At 73.5% G+C, this 15,743-nt stretch carries 14 protein-coding genes; 3 read left to right on the forward strand and 11 right to left on the reverse strand.

Annotated features, from left to right (window positions below; all coding sequences use genetic code 11):
• Positions 1-230: 230 nt before the first annotated feature.
• From ACU610_RS19270 to ACU610_RS19305, 8 genes are all read right to left on the reverse strand, one after another.
• Positions 231-1,841: a methyl-accepting chemotaxis protein gene (locus ACU610_RS19270; RefSeq protein WP_446769306.1), complete on the reverse strand. Its 1,611-nt coding sequence runs from the start codon at positions 1,839-1,841 to the stop codon at positions 231-233.
• 182 nt (positions 1,842-2,023) lie between these two features.
• Complete coding sequence (gene otsB, locus ACU610_RS19275) at positions 2,024-2,788, reverse strand: trehalose-phosphatase (RefSeq protein WP_446769307.1); 765 nt, start codon at positions 2,786-2,788, stop codon at positions 2,024-2,026.
• A complete protein-coding gene (locus ACU610_RS19280) occupies positions 2,785-4,200 on the reverse strand; it encodes an alpha,alpha-trehalose-phosphate synthase (UDP-forming) (protein ID WP_446769308.1) in 1,416 nt (471 codons plus the stop codon). The genes otsB and ACU610_RS19280 overlap by 4 nt, the downstream gene beginning before the upstream one ends.
• A gap of 47 nt (positions 4,201-4,247) precedes the next feature.
• Positions 4,248-4,601, reverse strand: a complete 354-nt coding sequence (locus tag ACU610_RS19285; RefSeq protein WP_446769309.1) for a fluoride efflux transporter FluC — start codon at positions 4,599-4,601, stop codon at positions 4,248-4,250.
• A complete protein-coding gene (locus tag ACU610_RS19290; protein ID WP_446769310.1) occupies positions 4,598-4,975 on the reverse strand; it encodes a fluoride efflux transporter FluC in 378 nt (125 codons plus the stop codon). Before ACU610_RS19290 ends, ACU610_RS19285 begins: the two co-directional genes overlap by 4 nt.
• Before the next feature lie 684 nt (positions 4,976-5,659).
• Complete coding sequence (gene ngg / locus ACU610_RS19295; protein ID WP_446769311.1) at positions 5,660-7,414, reverse strand: N-acetylglutaminylglutamine synthetase; 1,755 nt, start codon at positions 7,412-7,414, stop codon at positions 5,660-5,662.
• Between the two features lie 2 nt (positions 7,415-7,416).
• Complete coding sequence (locus ACU610_RS19300; RefSeq protein WP_446769312.1) at positions 7,417-9,198, reverse strand: N-acetylglutaminylglutamine amidotransferase; 1,782 nt, start codon at positions 9,196-9,198, stop codon at positions 7,417-7,419.
• A gap of 128 nt (positions 9,199-9,326) precedes the next feature.
• A complete protein-coding gene (locus tag ACU610_RS19305) occupies positions 9,327-10,118 on the reverse strand; it encodes a helix-turn-helix domain-containing protein (RefSeq protein ID WP_446769313.1) in 792 nt (263 codons plus the stop codon).
• Positions 10,119-10,274: 156 nt separating this feature from the next.
• Here ACU610_RS19305 and ACU610_RS19310 point away from each other — a divergent pair, with 156 nt between their 5' ends.
• The 3 genes from ACU610_RS19310 to ACU610_RS19320 all read left to right on the forward strand — a co-directional run bounded on the left by ACU610_RS19310 (position 10,275) and on the right by ACU610_RS19320 (position 12,907).
• Entirely contained in the window at positions 10,275-10,643 is a 369-nt protein-coding gene (locus tag ACU610_RS19310; RefSeq protein ID WP_446769314.1) for a nuclear transport factor 2 family protein, read from the forward strand.
• Complete coding sequence (locus ACU610_RS19315) at positions 10,640-10,978, forward strand: DUF1330 domain-containing protein (protein ID WP_446769315.1); 339 nt, start codon at positions 10,640-10,642, stop codon at positions 10,976-10,978. The genes ACU610_RS19310 and ACU610_RS19315 overlap by 4 nt, the downstream gene beginning before the upstream one ends.
• 264 nt (positions 10,979-11,242) lie before the next feature.
• Entirely contained in the window at positions 11,243-12,907 is a 1,665-nt protein-coding gene (locus ACU610_RS19320) for an alpha/beta hydrolase (protein WP_446769316.1), read from the forward strand.
• Positions 12,908-12,956: 49 nt separating this feature from the next.
• Here ACU610_RS19320 and ACU610_RS19325 read toward each other — a convergent pair whose 3' ends face one another.
• The 3 genes from ACU610_RS19325 to ACU610_RS19335 are packed head-to-tail and all read right to left on the reverse strand — an operon-like array spanning position 12,957 to position 15,743.
• Positions 12,957-13,706 (reverse strand): iron ABC transporter ATP-binding protein, encoded by a 750-nt coding sequence (locus ACU610_RS19325; RefSeq protein WP_446770734.1) that lies wholly within the window; start codon positions 13,704-13,706, stop codon positions 12,957-12,959.
• Between the two features lie 22 nt (positions 13,707-13,728).
• On the reverse strand, positions 13,729-14,709 hold the full coding sequence (locus ACU610_RS19330; protein WP_446769317.1) for an iron chelate uptake ABC transporter family permease subunit: 981 nt from the start codon (positions 14,707-14,709) through the stop codon (positions 13,729-13,731).
• Positions 14,706-15,743, reverse strand: a complete 1,038-nt coding sequence (locus ACU610_RS19335) for an ABC transporter permease (RefSeq protein WP_446769318.1) — start codon at positions 15,741-15,743, stop codon at positions 14,706-14,708. The genes ACU610_RS19330 and ACU610_RS19335 overlap by 4 nt, the downstream gene beginning before the upstream one ends.

Below are 15,743 nucleotides of genomic sequence, written 5' to 3' on the forward strand. Positions count from 1 at the left end.
CCGGGGCGCCGGCGTCGCGACAGAACGGTAAGGGGCGGAACGAATTCGTCCCGTGCAGTTCCGAGCGTGTCCGGACGCGACACGGAAATCGATCGGTGACCGTTCCCGGGGGTGTCGACTCGGCGACTCCACATGAACGCGTCACCATTCTCGGCACGGCGCCGGGATGGCGACGGGCGGCGGCCGGGGAAGATCCCCGACCGCCGCCCCGAGAACGGACGTGCGGTGCGTCAGTAGGTGAAGCGGGCCACCGAGGTGCGCAGGTCGGCGGCCATGCGGGACAGCTCGTCGACCGCGGCACGCGTCTGGCTGAGCGCCTGGGTGGTCGAGTCCGCCGCCGCCGAGACGCCGGTGATGTTCTCCGCGATCTGCCCGGAGCCGCCGGCCGCCTCCCTCACCGACCGGCTCATCTCGGTGGTGGTGGCGGTCTGCTCCTCCACTGCGCTGGCGATGGTGGTCTGCCGGTCGGAGATCTGCGCGACGATCTGCGAGATCTCCCCGATCGCGCCGACCGCGGCACCGGTGTCCTTCTGGATGGCCTGCACCCGGCGGGCGATGTCCTCGGTCGCCTTGGCCGTCTCCTGGGCCAGCTCCTTGACCTCGTTGGCCACCACCGCGAAGCCCTTGCCGGCCTCCCCGGCCCGCGCGGCCTCGATGGTGGCGTTGAGCGCCAGCAGGTTGGTCTGCTCGGCGATGCTCGTGATCACCTTGACCACGTTGCCGATCTCCGCGGAGGACTCCCCCAGCTTCGCCACCGTGGCCGTCGTCGTCTCCGCCGCGGTCACCGCCCGCGCCGCCACGTCCGAGGCCTCCGCGGCATTCGTCGCGATCTCCCGGATGCTGGCACCCATCTGCTCGGCACCGGCCGCCACGGTCTGCACGTTGCGGCTGACCTCCTCGGCGGCCGAGGCCACGACCCCGGACTGCGCCGAGGTCTCCTCCGCCGAGGCCGAGATCTGCGCCGAGGACGCCGACAGCTCCTCCGACGACGCCGCCACCGCGTCCGCCGACGCAGCGACCGACGCCAGGACGCCCCGCAGGTTCTCCTGCGCCGTGACCAGGGCACCGGCCATGAGGCCGAGCTCGTCCCGGCTGCGCACCTCCGGCACGACCGTCAGGTCACCGGCGGCCAGCGCCTCGACCGAGGCCTGCACCGAGCGGACGGTGCCGATGAGCCGGCGGACGACGAGGACGGTCAGCCCTCCGGCGACGGCGATCCCCACGGCCAGCGACACCCAGAGCGTCAGCACGGCCGAGTCGCCGATCGCCTTCGCGTCGTCGGTGTCGGCCTGTCCCGCGGCCACCCGCCGCTCCTGCATCGCGTTGTACTCGTCCATGAGGCTGTCCGAGGAGGCCTGCAGAGGACCGGTGATGAGCCTGGTCGCGGTCGCCAGGTCACCGGCGTTGGCGGCCGGGACCAGCTGGCCGTCCGCGACGGCGTAGTACTCCTCCACGTGGCCGCGGAAGACCTCGAACGCCTCCTTGTTGACGGTCACCTCGGCGTAGGCGTCGAGCTGGCCCTCGATGGTCTCCCGCCGCTCGGCCAGGTCGGCCAGCAGGGCGGCCCGCGTCTGCGGGTCGGCCAGCGGGTAGGTGTTGAAGCGGGACCGGTCGCCCTGCCAGGAGCGCTGGATGTTCGCCAGGTCCGCGAGGGTGCCGACGTTCTCGTTGATGCGGTCGGCGGCCGCGTTCAGTGCGCCGATCCGGGAGACGGCGAGGACGGTCATGGCGACCGCCACCACCGCGAGGACCGCGAGGGCGGCGCCGATCTTCACGCCGACCGGGCGGTCGGCGAACCAGCCTCCGGAGCGCTCGGAGGGGAGAGGAGTGCGGACGGACATGGGGAGCTCCAGAGCTGAGGGCGACGCCACTGCGTATTGCGGCGCAATGGTGGGCCGTTCCATCGTCCTGTCCGCTGCATTCCACAGCGTGTCGTGGAACGCCGTCCGAGAAATGTCGGCGACCGCATTTCACCGACCGGTTTGTCGACTTCCCGATGCCATTTCGGGAAACCGGGACGACGTCAGTCCAGGGCGTCGGCGAGCGCCTCGAACAGGACGACGACGGTCCCCGGGTCGGCGATCCGGTAGCGGGCCGTGGTCTCGCCCTCCCCGACCTTGACGGTGAGGTCGCTGGGGGAGAGGGCGCGGAAGGCGTCCTCGTCGGTGCGGTCGTCCCCGAGGTAGACCGTCGCGACGGCACCGAGGTCGTCCCGGAGCCGCAGCAGCGCGGTGCCCTTGTCGGCGTCGGTGACCGCGAGCTCGAGCACCTCCTTGCCCGGCTTCAACGTCAGTGACGGATCAGCCGCAGCGTGGGCCTGCTCCAGCAGCGCGGCCGCCGCGACGCGGTCGGTCACCTGCCGCACGTGCACCGCCACGCTGGCCGGCTTGACCTCCAGCCGTGCGCCGGGCACCGCGGCGACGAGCGGGGCCAGCCGCTCGGCGAGCGCGTCGCGGCGGGCCGCGAGCTCCCCGGTCAACGGCCCCTCGTACTCCGCCCCGTGACTGCCGATCCAGCGGTAGGGACCCTCGAACCCGCTGACCGCGCGCAGGTCGGCCACGCCGCGGCCACTCACCAGCGCCACCGTGACGCCGTCGGCGGCGGCCAGCCGCGCCAGCGCTCCGGCGACCCCCGGCAGGGGGACGGCGGCCGACGGGTCGCCCACCAGGGGTGCGAGGACACCGTCGTAGTCGCTGGCCACCAGCAGCGGCCGACGTCCGGCCACGTCCGCCAGCGCCTCGGCGAGGTCGGCCGGCAGCGCGCCGGGAGGCGCCACCGGCCCGCTCACGCCTTCGCCTGCAGCGCGTCGAAGAACGAGTTGGCCCAGTGCTCCAGGTCGTTGCGGGCCAGGTGGCGGCGCATCGCGCGCATCCGCCTGGCCGCCTCGGGCGGCTCGATGCGCAGGGCCCGGAGCAACTGGTTCTTGACCCCGGCGATGTCGTGCGGGTTGACCAGGAACGCCTGCCTGAGCTCCGCGGCGGCGCCGGCGAACTCGGAGAGCACCAGGGTGCCGCCGAGGTCGCTGCGGGCCGCGACGTACTCCTTGGCCACGAGGTTCATGCCGTCGCGGTAGGGCGTCACGAGCATGACGTCGGCGGCCCGGTAGAGCGCGGCCAGCTCCTCGCGGGGCACCGACTGGTTGATGTAGTGGACGGCGGGCCCGCCCAGGGTGCCGAAGACGCCGTTGATGTGGCCGACCTGCTGCTCGATCGTCTCGCGCATGTGCACGTAGTGCTCGACGCGCTCCCGGCTGGGCGTGGCGACCTGCACCATGACCGTGTCGGGGACCTCGACGACGCCGTCCTCCAGCAGCTCCTGGAAGGCGTTGAGCCGGACGGCGATGCCCTTGGTGTAGTCCAGCCGGTCCACGCCCAGGATGATCTTGCGTGGGTTGCCGAGCTCGGCGCGGATCTCCCCCGCCCGCTTGACGACGTCCGGCCGGCTCGCCAGCTCCTCGAACGACTTGACGTCGATGGAGATGGGGAAGGCGCGCGCGGTGACCGTGCGGCCGTCGTACTCGATCGTCGCGCCGCGGGCGGGCAGGTCGTGCAGCCGGCGGGCCAGCTGCACGAAGTTGGCCGCCGCGGCGGGCCGCTGGAACCCGACCAGGTCGGCGCCGAGCAGACCCTCGACGATGGCCGACCGCCACGGCAGCTGGGTGAACAGCTCGTAGGGCGGGAAGGGGATGTGCAGGAAGAAGCCGATGGTGAGGTCCGGGCGCCGCTGGCGCAGCATCGCCGGCACCAGCTGGAGCTGGTAGTCGTGCACCCACACGATCGCGCCCTCGGCGGCCACCTCGGCGGCTCGCTCGGCGAAGCGCTTGTTGACCTGGACGTAGGTGTCCCACCACGTCCGGTGGTACTCGGGCTTCTCGACCACGTCGTGGTACAGCGGCCACAACGAGGCGTTCGACATGCCCTCGTAGTACTGGTCGACCTCCTCCTCGGAGAGCGGCACGGGGATCAGCGACATCCCGCCGGACTCGAAGGGCTCGGGGGCCTCACCGGGCGACCCGGACCAGCCGACCCAGGCGCCGCCACGGCCGGCCACGAAGGGCTCCAGGGCTGTCACCAGGCCGCCGGGGCTGCGCTGCCAGCGGGTGCTGCCGTCGGGGTAGGTGACCTGGTCTACCGGTAGCCGGTTGGCCACCACGACGACGGGGCTGTCCGCCTTCTCGTCTCCTGCCGCTGTCCCAGCCATACCGCCCCCGACCCTACTCAGCGCAACCGCAACCGGCAGCGCCAAGCTCACCCCGCTGCCACGGAGTACCCCAGTGCGGCGGCCCCCACCCCCAGGACGACGGTGGCGAGCACGTAGGTCAGGCCACGGGCGAGCCGGCGCTGCTCGACCATCCGCACCACGTCGCCGCCGAACGTCGAGAAGGTGGTGAGCGTGCCGCAGAAGCCGGTGCCCACCAGGGCGACCACCGCCGGGGGAGTCGCGGCGGCCCCCAGCAGCAGGCCCAGCAGCGCGCTGCCGACGACGTTGACGGCCAGCGTGCCACGAGCCGGATCACCCCCGCCGCGGGCCGCCAGACGGGTGGCCAGCAGCCGCAGCGGGGCGCCGACCAGCGCACCGGCCACCACGAGCAGCGGCGTCACCGGGCGCGAGCGGCCCGCACCGCCAGGGCACCACCGGCCACGGCGAGCACGCCGCCGACCACGGAGACGAGCACATAGCCCGCGGCCAGGAACGGCTCCCCGGCCTCGGCCAACCCCACCGTCTCGACCGCGAACGCCGAGCAGGTCGTGTAGCCGCCGAGCACACCGACGGCGAGGAACGGCCGCACCCACGGCGGCTCGGGGGAGCGAGCGGTGAGGACGGCGATCAGCGTGCCGAACAGCAGGCAACCGGTGAGGTTGACCAGCAGCGTGGCCCACGGCCAGCCGCCGGGGGAGTGCGGCAGCGCCGTCGCCACGCCCCAGCGGGCCAGTGCCCCCAGGGCGCCGCCCAGAGCCGCGAGCAGGTACGCCACGGTCCCGTCCTCCCGTCGTCCCCGACGATCATCGCCCCCGCGGTGGCGACACGCCGTCCGCGCCGGGCCGTCGCCACCGCGGTCGCGGGAGGAGACCGTCCGCTCCCGTGCCGGCCGGCGACGGTGCCACACCGGCTCGATCGTCGCCAGCTCGTCCTCGGTCGCCACACCGAACGGGGGAGTGGTCGGCGACTGCAGGGCCTGCCGCCCTGGCCGCGGGTGGCCCGCAGGCTCGCCGCGACCGCCACACCGAGGATCGCGGCGATGACGGCCAGGCTGACCCTCGTCGGGACGGAGTAGACGTCGGTCTCGAGCACCATCGTGACGCCGACCCGCATGAGCACTAGCGCCGGCCCCACCTCCAGGTGGGCGGAGCGGTGGACCAGGCCGGCGAGCAGGAACCCGGTCCAGAGCAGGAACGCGGCGGACAGGTGGAGCCCCACCCGAAGCTCTCGACGAGCGCCGCGCCGCCGGCGATGGAGATGCCCCGGAGCACCAGCGCGCCGAGCACGCCGAGCACGCCGAGCACGCCGAAGAGTCGACGACCTGCTCGCCCTCTGCACCCGGTGACGGGCTCGGCCCCGTCCGGGGCCCCGCCGGCTCCGTCCCGGGTCCCGCCCCGAGCTCGCGAGGGGTGGGGAGGACGGAGTCCTCCGACGCGGGGCAGGGAGGAGGGGTCCTCCTTCAGCGCCGGCGGGTCTCCGGGAAGAGGAGGTCGACGAAGCGCTCCACGGTCGGCTGCGGCTCGTGGTTGGCCAGCCCCGGCCGCTCGTTGGCCTCGATGAACACGTGGTCGGGGCCCTCGACGTCGGGCACCAGGAAGTCGAGCCCCGTCACCGGGATGCCGATCGCCCGGCTGGCCCGGACGGCGGCTTGCGCGATCGCCGGGTGCAGCCGGTCGGTGACGTCCTCGATGGTGCCGCCGGTGTGCAGGTTCGCCGTCCGGCGGACCTGGATGCGCTTCCCCACCGGCGGGACGTCGTCCATGGCGTACCCCGACTCGGCGACCACCTCGGTGGTCGTGTCGTCGAGCGGGATGCTCGACTCCCCGTCGGTGGCCCGCTCGCGCCGGCGGCTGGTGCTGCGCACCAGCTCGGTGACGGGGGAGCGGCCGTCGCCGACCACCTCGGCGGGACGGCGCACCGCGGCGGCCACCACCTCGTGGTCGATGACGACGACCCGCAGGTCCTGGCCCTCGACGAGCTCCTCGACCAGCACGTCGGGGCAGTACTGCAGGGCCAGGCGCACCGCGCGGTCCAGTGCCGCCACCTCGCGCACGCCGACGGTGATGCCGCGCCCCTGCTCCCCCCGGGCCGGCTTGACCACGACCTCGCCGTGCTCGGCGAGCAGCGCGCGGGCCGGTTCCAGGTCGTCCTCGGCGATCGACACCCCGCGGGGGACGCGGACGCCGGCCCGCTCCATGATCCGGCGGGTCACCCGCTTGTCGTCGCAGCGGCTCATCGCGACCGCGCTGGTGAACTCCGACAGCGACTCCCGGGTGAGCACCGTCCGCCCGCCGAGCGACAGCCGCATCTCGCCCCACTCGGCGTCGTTCACCTCGACGCGGACCCCACGCTCGAGCGCCTCCTCGGCGATGATCCGCGCGTAGGGGTTGAGGTCCTCCAGCCCCGGCGGGCGGGCGGCGAACAGCGGGGTGTTGATCGGGTTCTTGCGCTTCACGCACAGCGCCGGCACCCGCTGGAAGCCGAGCTTGCGGTACAGCGCGATCGCGCCGGTGTTGTCGTGCATGACCGAGAGGTCGAGGTAGGCGCGGCCCCGGCCGACGTAGCGCTCGGCCAGCACCCGCACCAGTGCCTCACCGGTGCCGGGCGGGGCGTCCTGCGCGTCGACGGCGAGGCACCACAGGCTGGCGCCGCCCTCGGGGTCCCCGAAGGCGAGCACGTGGTCGACGCCGGTGACCGTGCCGACGATCCGGCCGGTCCGCCGGTCCTCGGCCACCAGGTAGGTGAAGCACCGGGTGCGGTGGTTGGCCCACATGGTCTCGGCGTCCCCGGTGACCATGCCGTTGCGGGCGTAGATGCCGTTGACCTGCCGCATCTCGTCCAGCGCGGTCACGGTGCGCACGAAGACACCGCGGATGAGCTCGGCCCGTGGCCGGTAGCGGTGCAGGTCCAGCCGGTAGACGTAACTCGGGTCGATGAACAGCTCGTCCGGTGCCAGCCCCACCATGACGTGCGGGTCGCGGGGGTAGATGCAGATGTCCCGCTGGCCGCTCTCCTCCGAGCGCAGCGCCTTCACGATGCCCTCGAGGCTGGAGAAGGTCTGGCCGAAGACCAGCCGGCCCCAGGCCAGGTCCAGCACGACGTCGGCGTCCATCCCCTGCCGCTGGTGCTCGGAGATCTGCTGCCAGGGCCGGCTGGTGGGGGAGGGGGTGTCGGACACCGGGGTGCGACGCCGGTGCCCCGCGACGCGGGGCACGCTCACACTCCGTGGCTCTGCAGCCAGAGCTCCAGCAGACCCAGCTGCCACAGCTTGTTGCCGCGCAGCGGGGTGAGCCCACCGTTCGGGTCCGCCAGCAACCGGTCGACGTACTCCGGCCGGAAGAGCCCGCGCTCGCGGGCGGCGTCCCCGGTGAGCGCGTCGCGCACCAGGTCGAGCACCTTGCCCTCGAGGTGGGTGATCGCCGGGACCGGGAAATAGCCCTTGGGCCGGTCGATGACCTCCGGCGGGATGATCCGCCGGCCGATCGCCTTGAGCACGCCCTTGCCGCCGTCGGCCAGCTTGAGCTCCGGCGGGCACATCGCGGCCAGCTCGACCAGGTCGTGGTCGAGGAAGGGCACCCGGGCCTCCAGGCCCCAGGCCATGGACATGTTGTCCACCCGCTTGACCGGGTCGTCGACGAGCATGACCTCGCTGTCGAGGCGCAGCGCGGCGTCCACGGCGGTGTCGGCGTGCGGCGCGGACATGTGCCGACGGACGAACTCCAGGCTCGGGTCGCCGTCCACCGCGTACCGGTCGCTGACCAGCAGGGCCATGTCGGCGGCGTCCCGGTCGAAGAAGGCCCTCGCGTAGGTCTCCACCGCCCGCTCGCGGTCCACGCCCTGCAGCGGCGGGTACCAGTGGTAGCCGGCGAAGACCTCGTCGGCGCCCTGGCCGGACTGCACCACCCGGATCGACTGGCTGACCCGCTCCGAGAGCAGGTCGAAGGCGACGACGTCGTGGCTGACCATCGGCTCGGCCATCGCGCCGATGGCGTGGCCGAGGGCGGCGGCGAGTTCGTCGGAGGCGACCCGGATGCGGTGGTGGTCCGTGGCGAACCGCTCGGCGATGACGTCGGAGTACTGGAACTCGTCGCCCTCACGGCCACCGACGGCCTCGAAGCCGATCGAGTAGGTGGCCAGGCCGGTCTGCCCCTCCTGGGCCAGCAGGCCGACGATCAGGCTGGAGTCCAGGCCGCCGGAGAGCAGCACGCCGACCGGGATGTCGGCCACCAGCCGCCGCCGGACGGCGACCCGCAGCGCCTCCTCGATCGCGTCCTCCCAGTCGCGGGGGGACCAGCTCGCGTGCTCGGGACGGCGCTCGTAGCGGGCCTCCCAGTAGCGGTGCTCGCGGGAGGTGCCGTCGGCCTCGACCACCCGGACGGTGGCCGGGGGCAGCTTGCGGACCCCGTTGAGGATGGTCCGCGGCGCGGGGACGACGGCGTGCCAGGTGAGGTAGTGGTGCAGCGCGACCGGGTCGATGGAGGTGTCGACGTCCCCGGCCTGCACCAGCGCCGGCAGCGACGAGGCGAAGCGCAGCCGGCCGGGCGTCTCGGCCAGGTAGAGCGGCTTGATGCCCAGCCGGTCGCGGGCGAGCACCACGCGGCCGGTGTCGCGCTCGGTGATGACGAACGCGAACATGCCGTGCAGGTGCGAGACGACGTCGGTGCCCCAGTGGTGGTAGCCCTTGAGGATCACCTCGGTGTCGGAGGTGGAGAAGAAGCGGTAACCGTGGCCCTCGAGCTCGGCGCGCAGCTCCTTGTAGTCGTAGATGCAGCCGTTGAAGACCGCGGTCAGACCGAGCTCGTTGTCCACCATGGGCTGGCTGCCGGCCGGTGACAGGTCGATGACCGACAACCGGCGGTGCCCGAAGGCCACCCGCCCGTTGCTCCAGGCACCCTGGCCGTCCGGCCCGCGGGGGACCAGGCACTCGACCATCCGCGCCACGGCGGTGGTGTCGGCCAGGGAGCCGTCGAACCGGATCTCACCGGAGAGGCCGCACATGCACCGATCCAACCCCACCCGCGGGGCCGGCGCGACCGTCCACGGCAGACGTCACACCGATGCAACACGCCGCTGTTCCACGTGGAACGGCGGGCGGACCCACCGTCCGGGCCGCCCCGCGCGCCGCGTCAGCGTCCGTCGGCGGCCAGCGCCGCCATGACCTCCGCCGTCGCGGCGTCGGCGGGCAGGAAGGCCTCGATGCTCAGCTCCGCGAGGGTCACGTCGACGGCGGTGCCGAACGTCGTGACGGTGCTGAGGAACGCCAGCTCCCGGCCGCCGGCCTCCAGCCGCAGGGGGACGGCCACGGCGTTCGTCGCGCCGTGGCTGCGGCCGCCGGGGAGCGCCGCCAGCTCGTGCAGCAGCGCCCGCGTCCGGGGGTCGCCGGTCACGGCGAGCTCCCGGGCCAGTCGGCCGAGCACGTGGCCACGCCACTCGGCCAGGTTGCGGATCCGACCAGCCAGCCCGTCGGGGTGCAGGCTCAGCCGCAGCACGTTGACCGGTGGCTCGAGCAGGTGCGCCGCCACCCCGCGGGTGAGCAGGTCGACGCCGGCGTTGGCGCTCACCAGGTCCCAGTACCGGTCGACGGCGAGGGCCGGGTGCGGTGCGTGCGCGCGCAGGACGGCGTCGACCGCGGCGCGGACCGGGGCCATCTCCGGGTCGTCGAGGGAGCGGGCGCGGTACTCGGGCGCGTAGCCCGCCCCGAGCAGCAGCTGGTTGCGCTCGCGCAGCGGCACGTCGAGCTGGGTGGCCAGCCGCAGCACCATCTCGCGGCTGGGCTGGGACCGGCCGGTCTCCAGGAAGCTGATGTGCCGCGCGGAGACGTCGCTCTCGACGGCCAGGTCGAGCTGGCTGAGCCGGCGCCGGGTGCGCCACTGGCGCAGCAACGGCCCGAAGGTCGAGCGGGTCGGGGTCGCCGTCACGGCCCGGACGCTACGGGCGGCCCGGCCGCCCGGCACCTACCTCGGAGGTAGGCGCCCATGACCTGTGAGGTCATCGACGGGCCCCTCCGTCCTCGCGCAGCCTCGGGTCCAGGCCGGAGCCACCCCGGCGCCGGCCCGACAGCGAGGAGGACCGACGTGTCCGAGGACACCGCCACCCAGGTCCAGCGGTACATCGCCGCCTGGAACGAGACCGAGCCGCAGGCCCGCCGCCGGGCGGTCGCGGCGCTGTTCACCGAGGACGCCCGGTACGTCGACCCGCTGGTCGACGTCCGGGGGCACGACGGGATCGAGGCGGCGATCGCCGCGGTGCACCAGCAGTTCCCGGGCTGGGTCTTCCGGCTCGCCGGGCCGGTCGACGCCCACCACGACCAGGTGCGGTTCACCTGGAGCCTGGGCCCGGAGGGGGAGGAGCCACCGGTGGTCGGCTCCGACGTGGCCGTCACCGACGGGGACGGCCGCTTCGACCGGGTCCACGGCTTCCTCGACCGGGTCCCGCAGCAGTGAGCGGGTACGGCTCCTTCGCGGTCGCCCACCTCGAGACGGTGACGATGGGCCCGGAGATCGCCGAGTACCTGGCCCGGATCGACGCCACCCTCGAGCCGTTCGGAGGGCGCTTCCTGGTGCACGGCGCCCGCGCCGAGGTCGTCGAGGGGCCGTGGCAGGGCGACCTGGTGGTCATCGGGTTCCCGGACCCCGCCGGTGCCCGCGCCTGGTACTCGTCGGCGGCCTACCAGGAGATCGTGGGCCTGCGGACCGGGTCCAGCACCGGCTGGGCGGTCCTGCTGGAGGGGGTAACCGAGCCGCACCGCGCCACCGACGTCCTGTCGCCGGCCTCGTGACCACGGACGGCCCGGGGCGCCGATCCCGGGCCGTCCGACCGTGGGCGACCTGCGTCGGAACACGTTCGGGTACTGACGGTTTCCGGGGTGCTCCACCACGAACCGTCGGAGCCGCGCCCGCGGTCCGCAGGTGGTGCCGCACCCGTGCCGTCGCCGCGCGGTCGGCACTATCGCGGCCGGTGGGGACACCGGCACAGTGCTCGCCGGACGGAGCCGGACGCGTCCGAGCCGGCCAGGTACGCGACCCGACCCCGGAGACCATCCATGCCGATCGCCTCAGCCCCCCGCCTCCGGCGCCGGATCGCGGCTGCCGCCTGCGCGGTGGCGACGTCCGCCGCCCTGCTCGCCGTCCCGTTCGGCTCGGTGGCGGTCGCCGCTCCGGCAGCGCCCGCCGCCACCGAGCCCCCACCGGGTGGGGTCCCGGGCGTGCCGGTCCCGTCGATCACGTGGGCCGACGCAGGCGACGGGTTCCAGCAGGCCGACATCAACGTCCCGTACGACTACACCGACCCGCAGGGCCGCACGTTCAGCCTGCACGCGGTGCGCCTGCCTGCAGCCGACCCGGCGAACCGGATCGGCGCCCTGTTCGTCAACTTCGGCGGCCCGGGCGGACCTGCGGCGGCGACCGTGCGCGAGGTGGGCCGGGACCTGCTCCCGCCGGAGGTGCTCGCACGCTACGACCTGGTCGGCGTCGACCCGCGCGGGACCGGCGAGAGCGAGCCGGTGCAGTGCACGGGCAGCACCGCCGAGCAGGCCGCCCTGCCCTACGCCACGGTGGCCGAGTTCCCCACCGACCGGGTCCAGGAGGAGCAGGCCATCGCGCAGGTGCGCGCGTTCGCGGAGGAGTGCCGGGCTCGCAACGGAGACCTGCTCGACCACGTCGGTACCCTGCAGTTCGCCCGCGACCTCGACGTGCTGCGCGAGGCGATGGGTGATCCGCGGATCAACCTGTACGGCCTGTCCTACGGCACCTTCCTGGGCCAGGTGGTCGCCAACACCTTCCCCACGCGCACCGGCGCCCTGGTGCTCGACGCCGTGGTGGACCCGGCCTGGGCCAGCGGCCCCCTCGACACCGTCAGCTGGATCCGGGAGGGCGGTGCGGCGGGCAGCGCCGAGACCCTGGGCCGGTTCTTCGAGCTGTGCGCGGAGGCCGGACCGCCCCGGTGCGTGTTCGCCGCCGACGGGAGTCCGGAGCAGAAGTACGCCGAGCTCGCCGCCCGGCTGCGGACAGCCCCGCTGCTGGTCCCCGTGCCCGGCCAGCCGGCGCAGCCGCTGACCTACTCGACGGTGGTCACGGTGACCGTGGGCCTGCTCTACGACGCGGACGCGTGGCCGGTCCTCGGCCAGCTGCTGCAGGCAGTGCACAGCGGCGACGGCGCCGCGGTCGCCGCGGTCCTGGAGAGCGTGCCGCAGCCGCCGATGCCGCAGGGCTACCTGAACGTCCCGGACGCGCGCGCCGCCATCACCTGCGGCGACACCGACAACCCGCGCGACCCCTACCGCTACGGCGAGGTCGCACGCGAACTGGACGCCACGACCGCGCCCTACGTCGGCTCACGGTGGGCCTACCTCGGGCTCCCCTGCGCGCCGTGGACCGGTCGCTCGACCGAGCGCCACACCGGCCCCTGGGACAGCTGGACCCGCAACCCGGTGCTCCTCATCGGCAACCGGTACGACCCCGCCACCCCCTACCGCAACGCGGTGGCGGTGCACGACCTGCTGCCCAACAGCACCCTGCTGACCGTCGACGGCGTCGGACACGGTTCGCTCGGCGTGAGCACCTGCGCGAGCTCGCTGATGTCGCAGTACCTGCTGACGGGGGCCACCCCGCCGGCGGGGACGGTGTGCGCCGCGGACCGCGGGGCGTTCGACCCGGTCCCGACATCCGCCCTCACCAGCGCCGTCCGGACGGGCGTGCCACTGGGGTAGGTCGCCGGCCGGGCGCTCGCGGTGCCGGTGCCCGGCCCCGCGGGTCGGGTCAGGACCAGGGGACGCCGATCCGTCGTCCGGCCAGCTCGTGGACCTCCACCTCGACGTCGAAGACCTTGCGCAGCAGCTCCGGCGTCATCAGCTCCGACGTCGGGCCCTCGGCGACCAGCTGCCCCTCCCGCATCGCGACGATCCGGTCGGAGTAGCAGGAGGCCACGTTGACGTCGTGCACGACGAGGACGACGGTGCGGCCGAGCTCGTCGGCCATCCCGCGCAGCATCCGCATCATCTGGACGGCGTGCCGCATGTCGAGGTTGTTCAGCGGCTCGTCGAGAAGCACGTGGTCGGTGCCCTGGCACATCACCATCGCCACGTAGGCGCGCTGCCGCTGCCCGCCGGAGAGCTGGTCGAGGTGCCGGTCGGCCAGCGGGCCGAGCTCGAACCACGCCATGGCCTCGTCGACCAGGCGGTGGTCCTCCGCGGTGAGCCGTCCCCGGGAGTGTGGGAAGCGGCCGAAGGCGACCAGCTCGCGCACGGTCAGCCGCACCGACATCGCGTTCTCCTGGCGGAGCACCGCCAGTCGCGTGGCCAGCACCTGGCTCGGGGTCGTCGCGACGTCCATCCCGTCGACGCGCACCCGGCCGCTGTCGGCCGACAGCAGCCGCGCGGCGACCGACAGCAGCGTGGACTTGCCCGCGCCGTTCGCGCCGATCAGCGAGGTGATGCCGCCGGTCGGGATGGTCAGCGAGACGTCGTCCAGCACGCGGACGTCGCCGTAGGACTTGGAGACGGACTCCATCTCGATCACTGGTGCTGCTCCCTCACTGACGAGGCTCCCTGATCAGGAGGGCGATGAAGACGATCCCGCCCACGAAGTTGACGACGACGCTGAGGCTGGAGTTGAAGCCGAACGCCTGCTCGAGGACCAGCTGGCCGCCGACCAGGGCGAGCAGGCCCAGCAGAGCCGCCCCGGGCAGCACCCAGGCGTGCCGGTGGCTGCCCAGCAGTTGGCGGGCCAGGTTGGCCACCAGCAGGCCGAGGAAGGTGATCGGTCCGACCAGCGCGGTGGCGACGGCCACGAGGACGGCGACGGCGAGCAGCGCCCGGTTGACCACCCGGCGGTGGTCGACGCCCAGGCCGACGGCGGTGTCCCGGCCCAGCGCGACGACGTCCAGCTGGGGGAGCAGTCGCCACACACCCGCGGTGACCAGGACGACGAGGACCGCCGACAGCGCCAGCAGCTGCCGGTCGACGGAGTTGAAGCTGGCGAACAGCAGGTCCTGCAGGGTGAGGAACTCGTTCGGGTCGATCAGCCGGGAGACCAGCAGCGTGAGGCTGGTGAAGGTGGAGCCGAGCACCACCCCGAGGAGCACGAGGACGTAGACGTCGCGCTCGGTGCGGCCGAACAGCGACCGGTACAGGAGGGCACCGAAGCCGATCAGCACGACGACCTCGAGCGCGAAGCGCAGCCGCGGGTCGGTCGTGGTGACGGTGGAGGCGCCGAGGAAGAACACCCCGACCGTCTGGATCAGCACGAACAGCCGGTCGAACCCCATGATCTCCGGGGTCAGGATCCGGTTGTTCGTGACCGTCTGGAACAGCACGGTGGAGACCGCGACCGCCACGGCGACGACGGCCATCGCGGCCAGCCGGCGTCCGCGCTGCTGCAGCGCGTAGTCCCAGGAACCGGTGACGTCGACGGTGAGGAACGCGGCGACGGCGACAGCGGTCAGGACGCCGAGGACGACGAGCGTGCGCCGGCGGCGGGTGGCCCGCTGCGGAGCGGTGAGGACGGCCGTCATCTGACCGCCCGCTTCCGAGCCCGCAGCAGCAGCCAGATGAACAGCACGCCGCCGACGACCCCGCCGATCATGCCGACGGGCACCTCGTACGGGTACCGGATGGTGCGGGCCAGGACGTCGCAGACGAGCACGAACGCCGCCCCCGTCAGCGCGGTCACCGGCAGCACCCGGCGCAGGTTGTCGCCCATCGCCAGGGTCACCAGGTTGGGGACGACGAGGCCGAGGAAGGGGATCGAGCCGACGCTCACCACGACGACCGCGGTGACGACCGAGGCGATGGCCAGGCCGACCATGACCACGCGGGTGTAGGCGACGCCGAGGTTGATCGCGAAGCTCTCGCCCATGCCCGCGACGGAGAACCGGTCGGCCCACAGGTAGGCGAGCACGGTGGCGGCCAGCACCAGCCAGAGCAGCTCGTAGCGGCCGGCCAGGACGCCGGAGAAGTCGCCGTTCATCCACACGTCCATCGACTGCAGCAGGTCGAAGCGGTAGGCCAGGAACGTCGTCGCCGCGGTGACCACGCCGCCGAGCAGGATGCCGACCAGCGGGACCACCACGACGTCGGTGAGCACCATCCGCTGCAGCAGCCAGACGAACAACGCGGTGCCGACCAGCGCGGACACCACGCCGATCGACATCTTGCCGAGCACCGAGCTGCTGCCGAACCACAGCGTCGCGACGACGATGCCCAGCCCCACCCACTCCGTCGTCCCGGCGGTCTGCGGGGAGACGAACCGGTTGCGGGTCAGGTGCATCATCACCAACCCGGCCACGGCCATCGCCGAGCCGGCCAGCAGGATCGCGAGCAGCCGCGGCACGCGGCTGGTCCACAGCACCCGCGCCTGCGCCTCGCCGGGGTCGAGCAGGTCGGCCGGCGTCAGGTCGCCGACCCCGATGAACAGGGACGCGAAGCCGGCTCCCACGAGGCCGACCAGCGCGGCGACGACGTGCCACCGCTGCACACCGCGGCGGCGCCGCACCTGCCCGGAGGGGGCGGGTGCGGCGCCGCTGCGCCGATCGGTCGTGCTCCTCAT

This window comes from Geodermatophilus sp. URMC 61 (assembly GCF_052931555.1).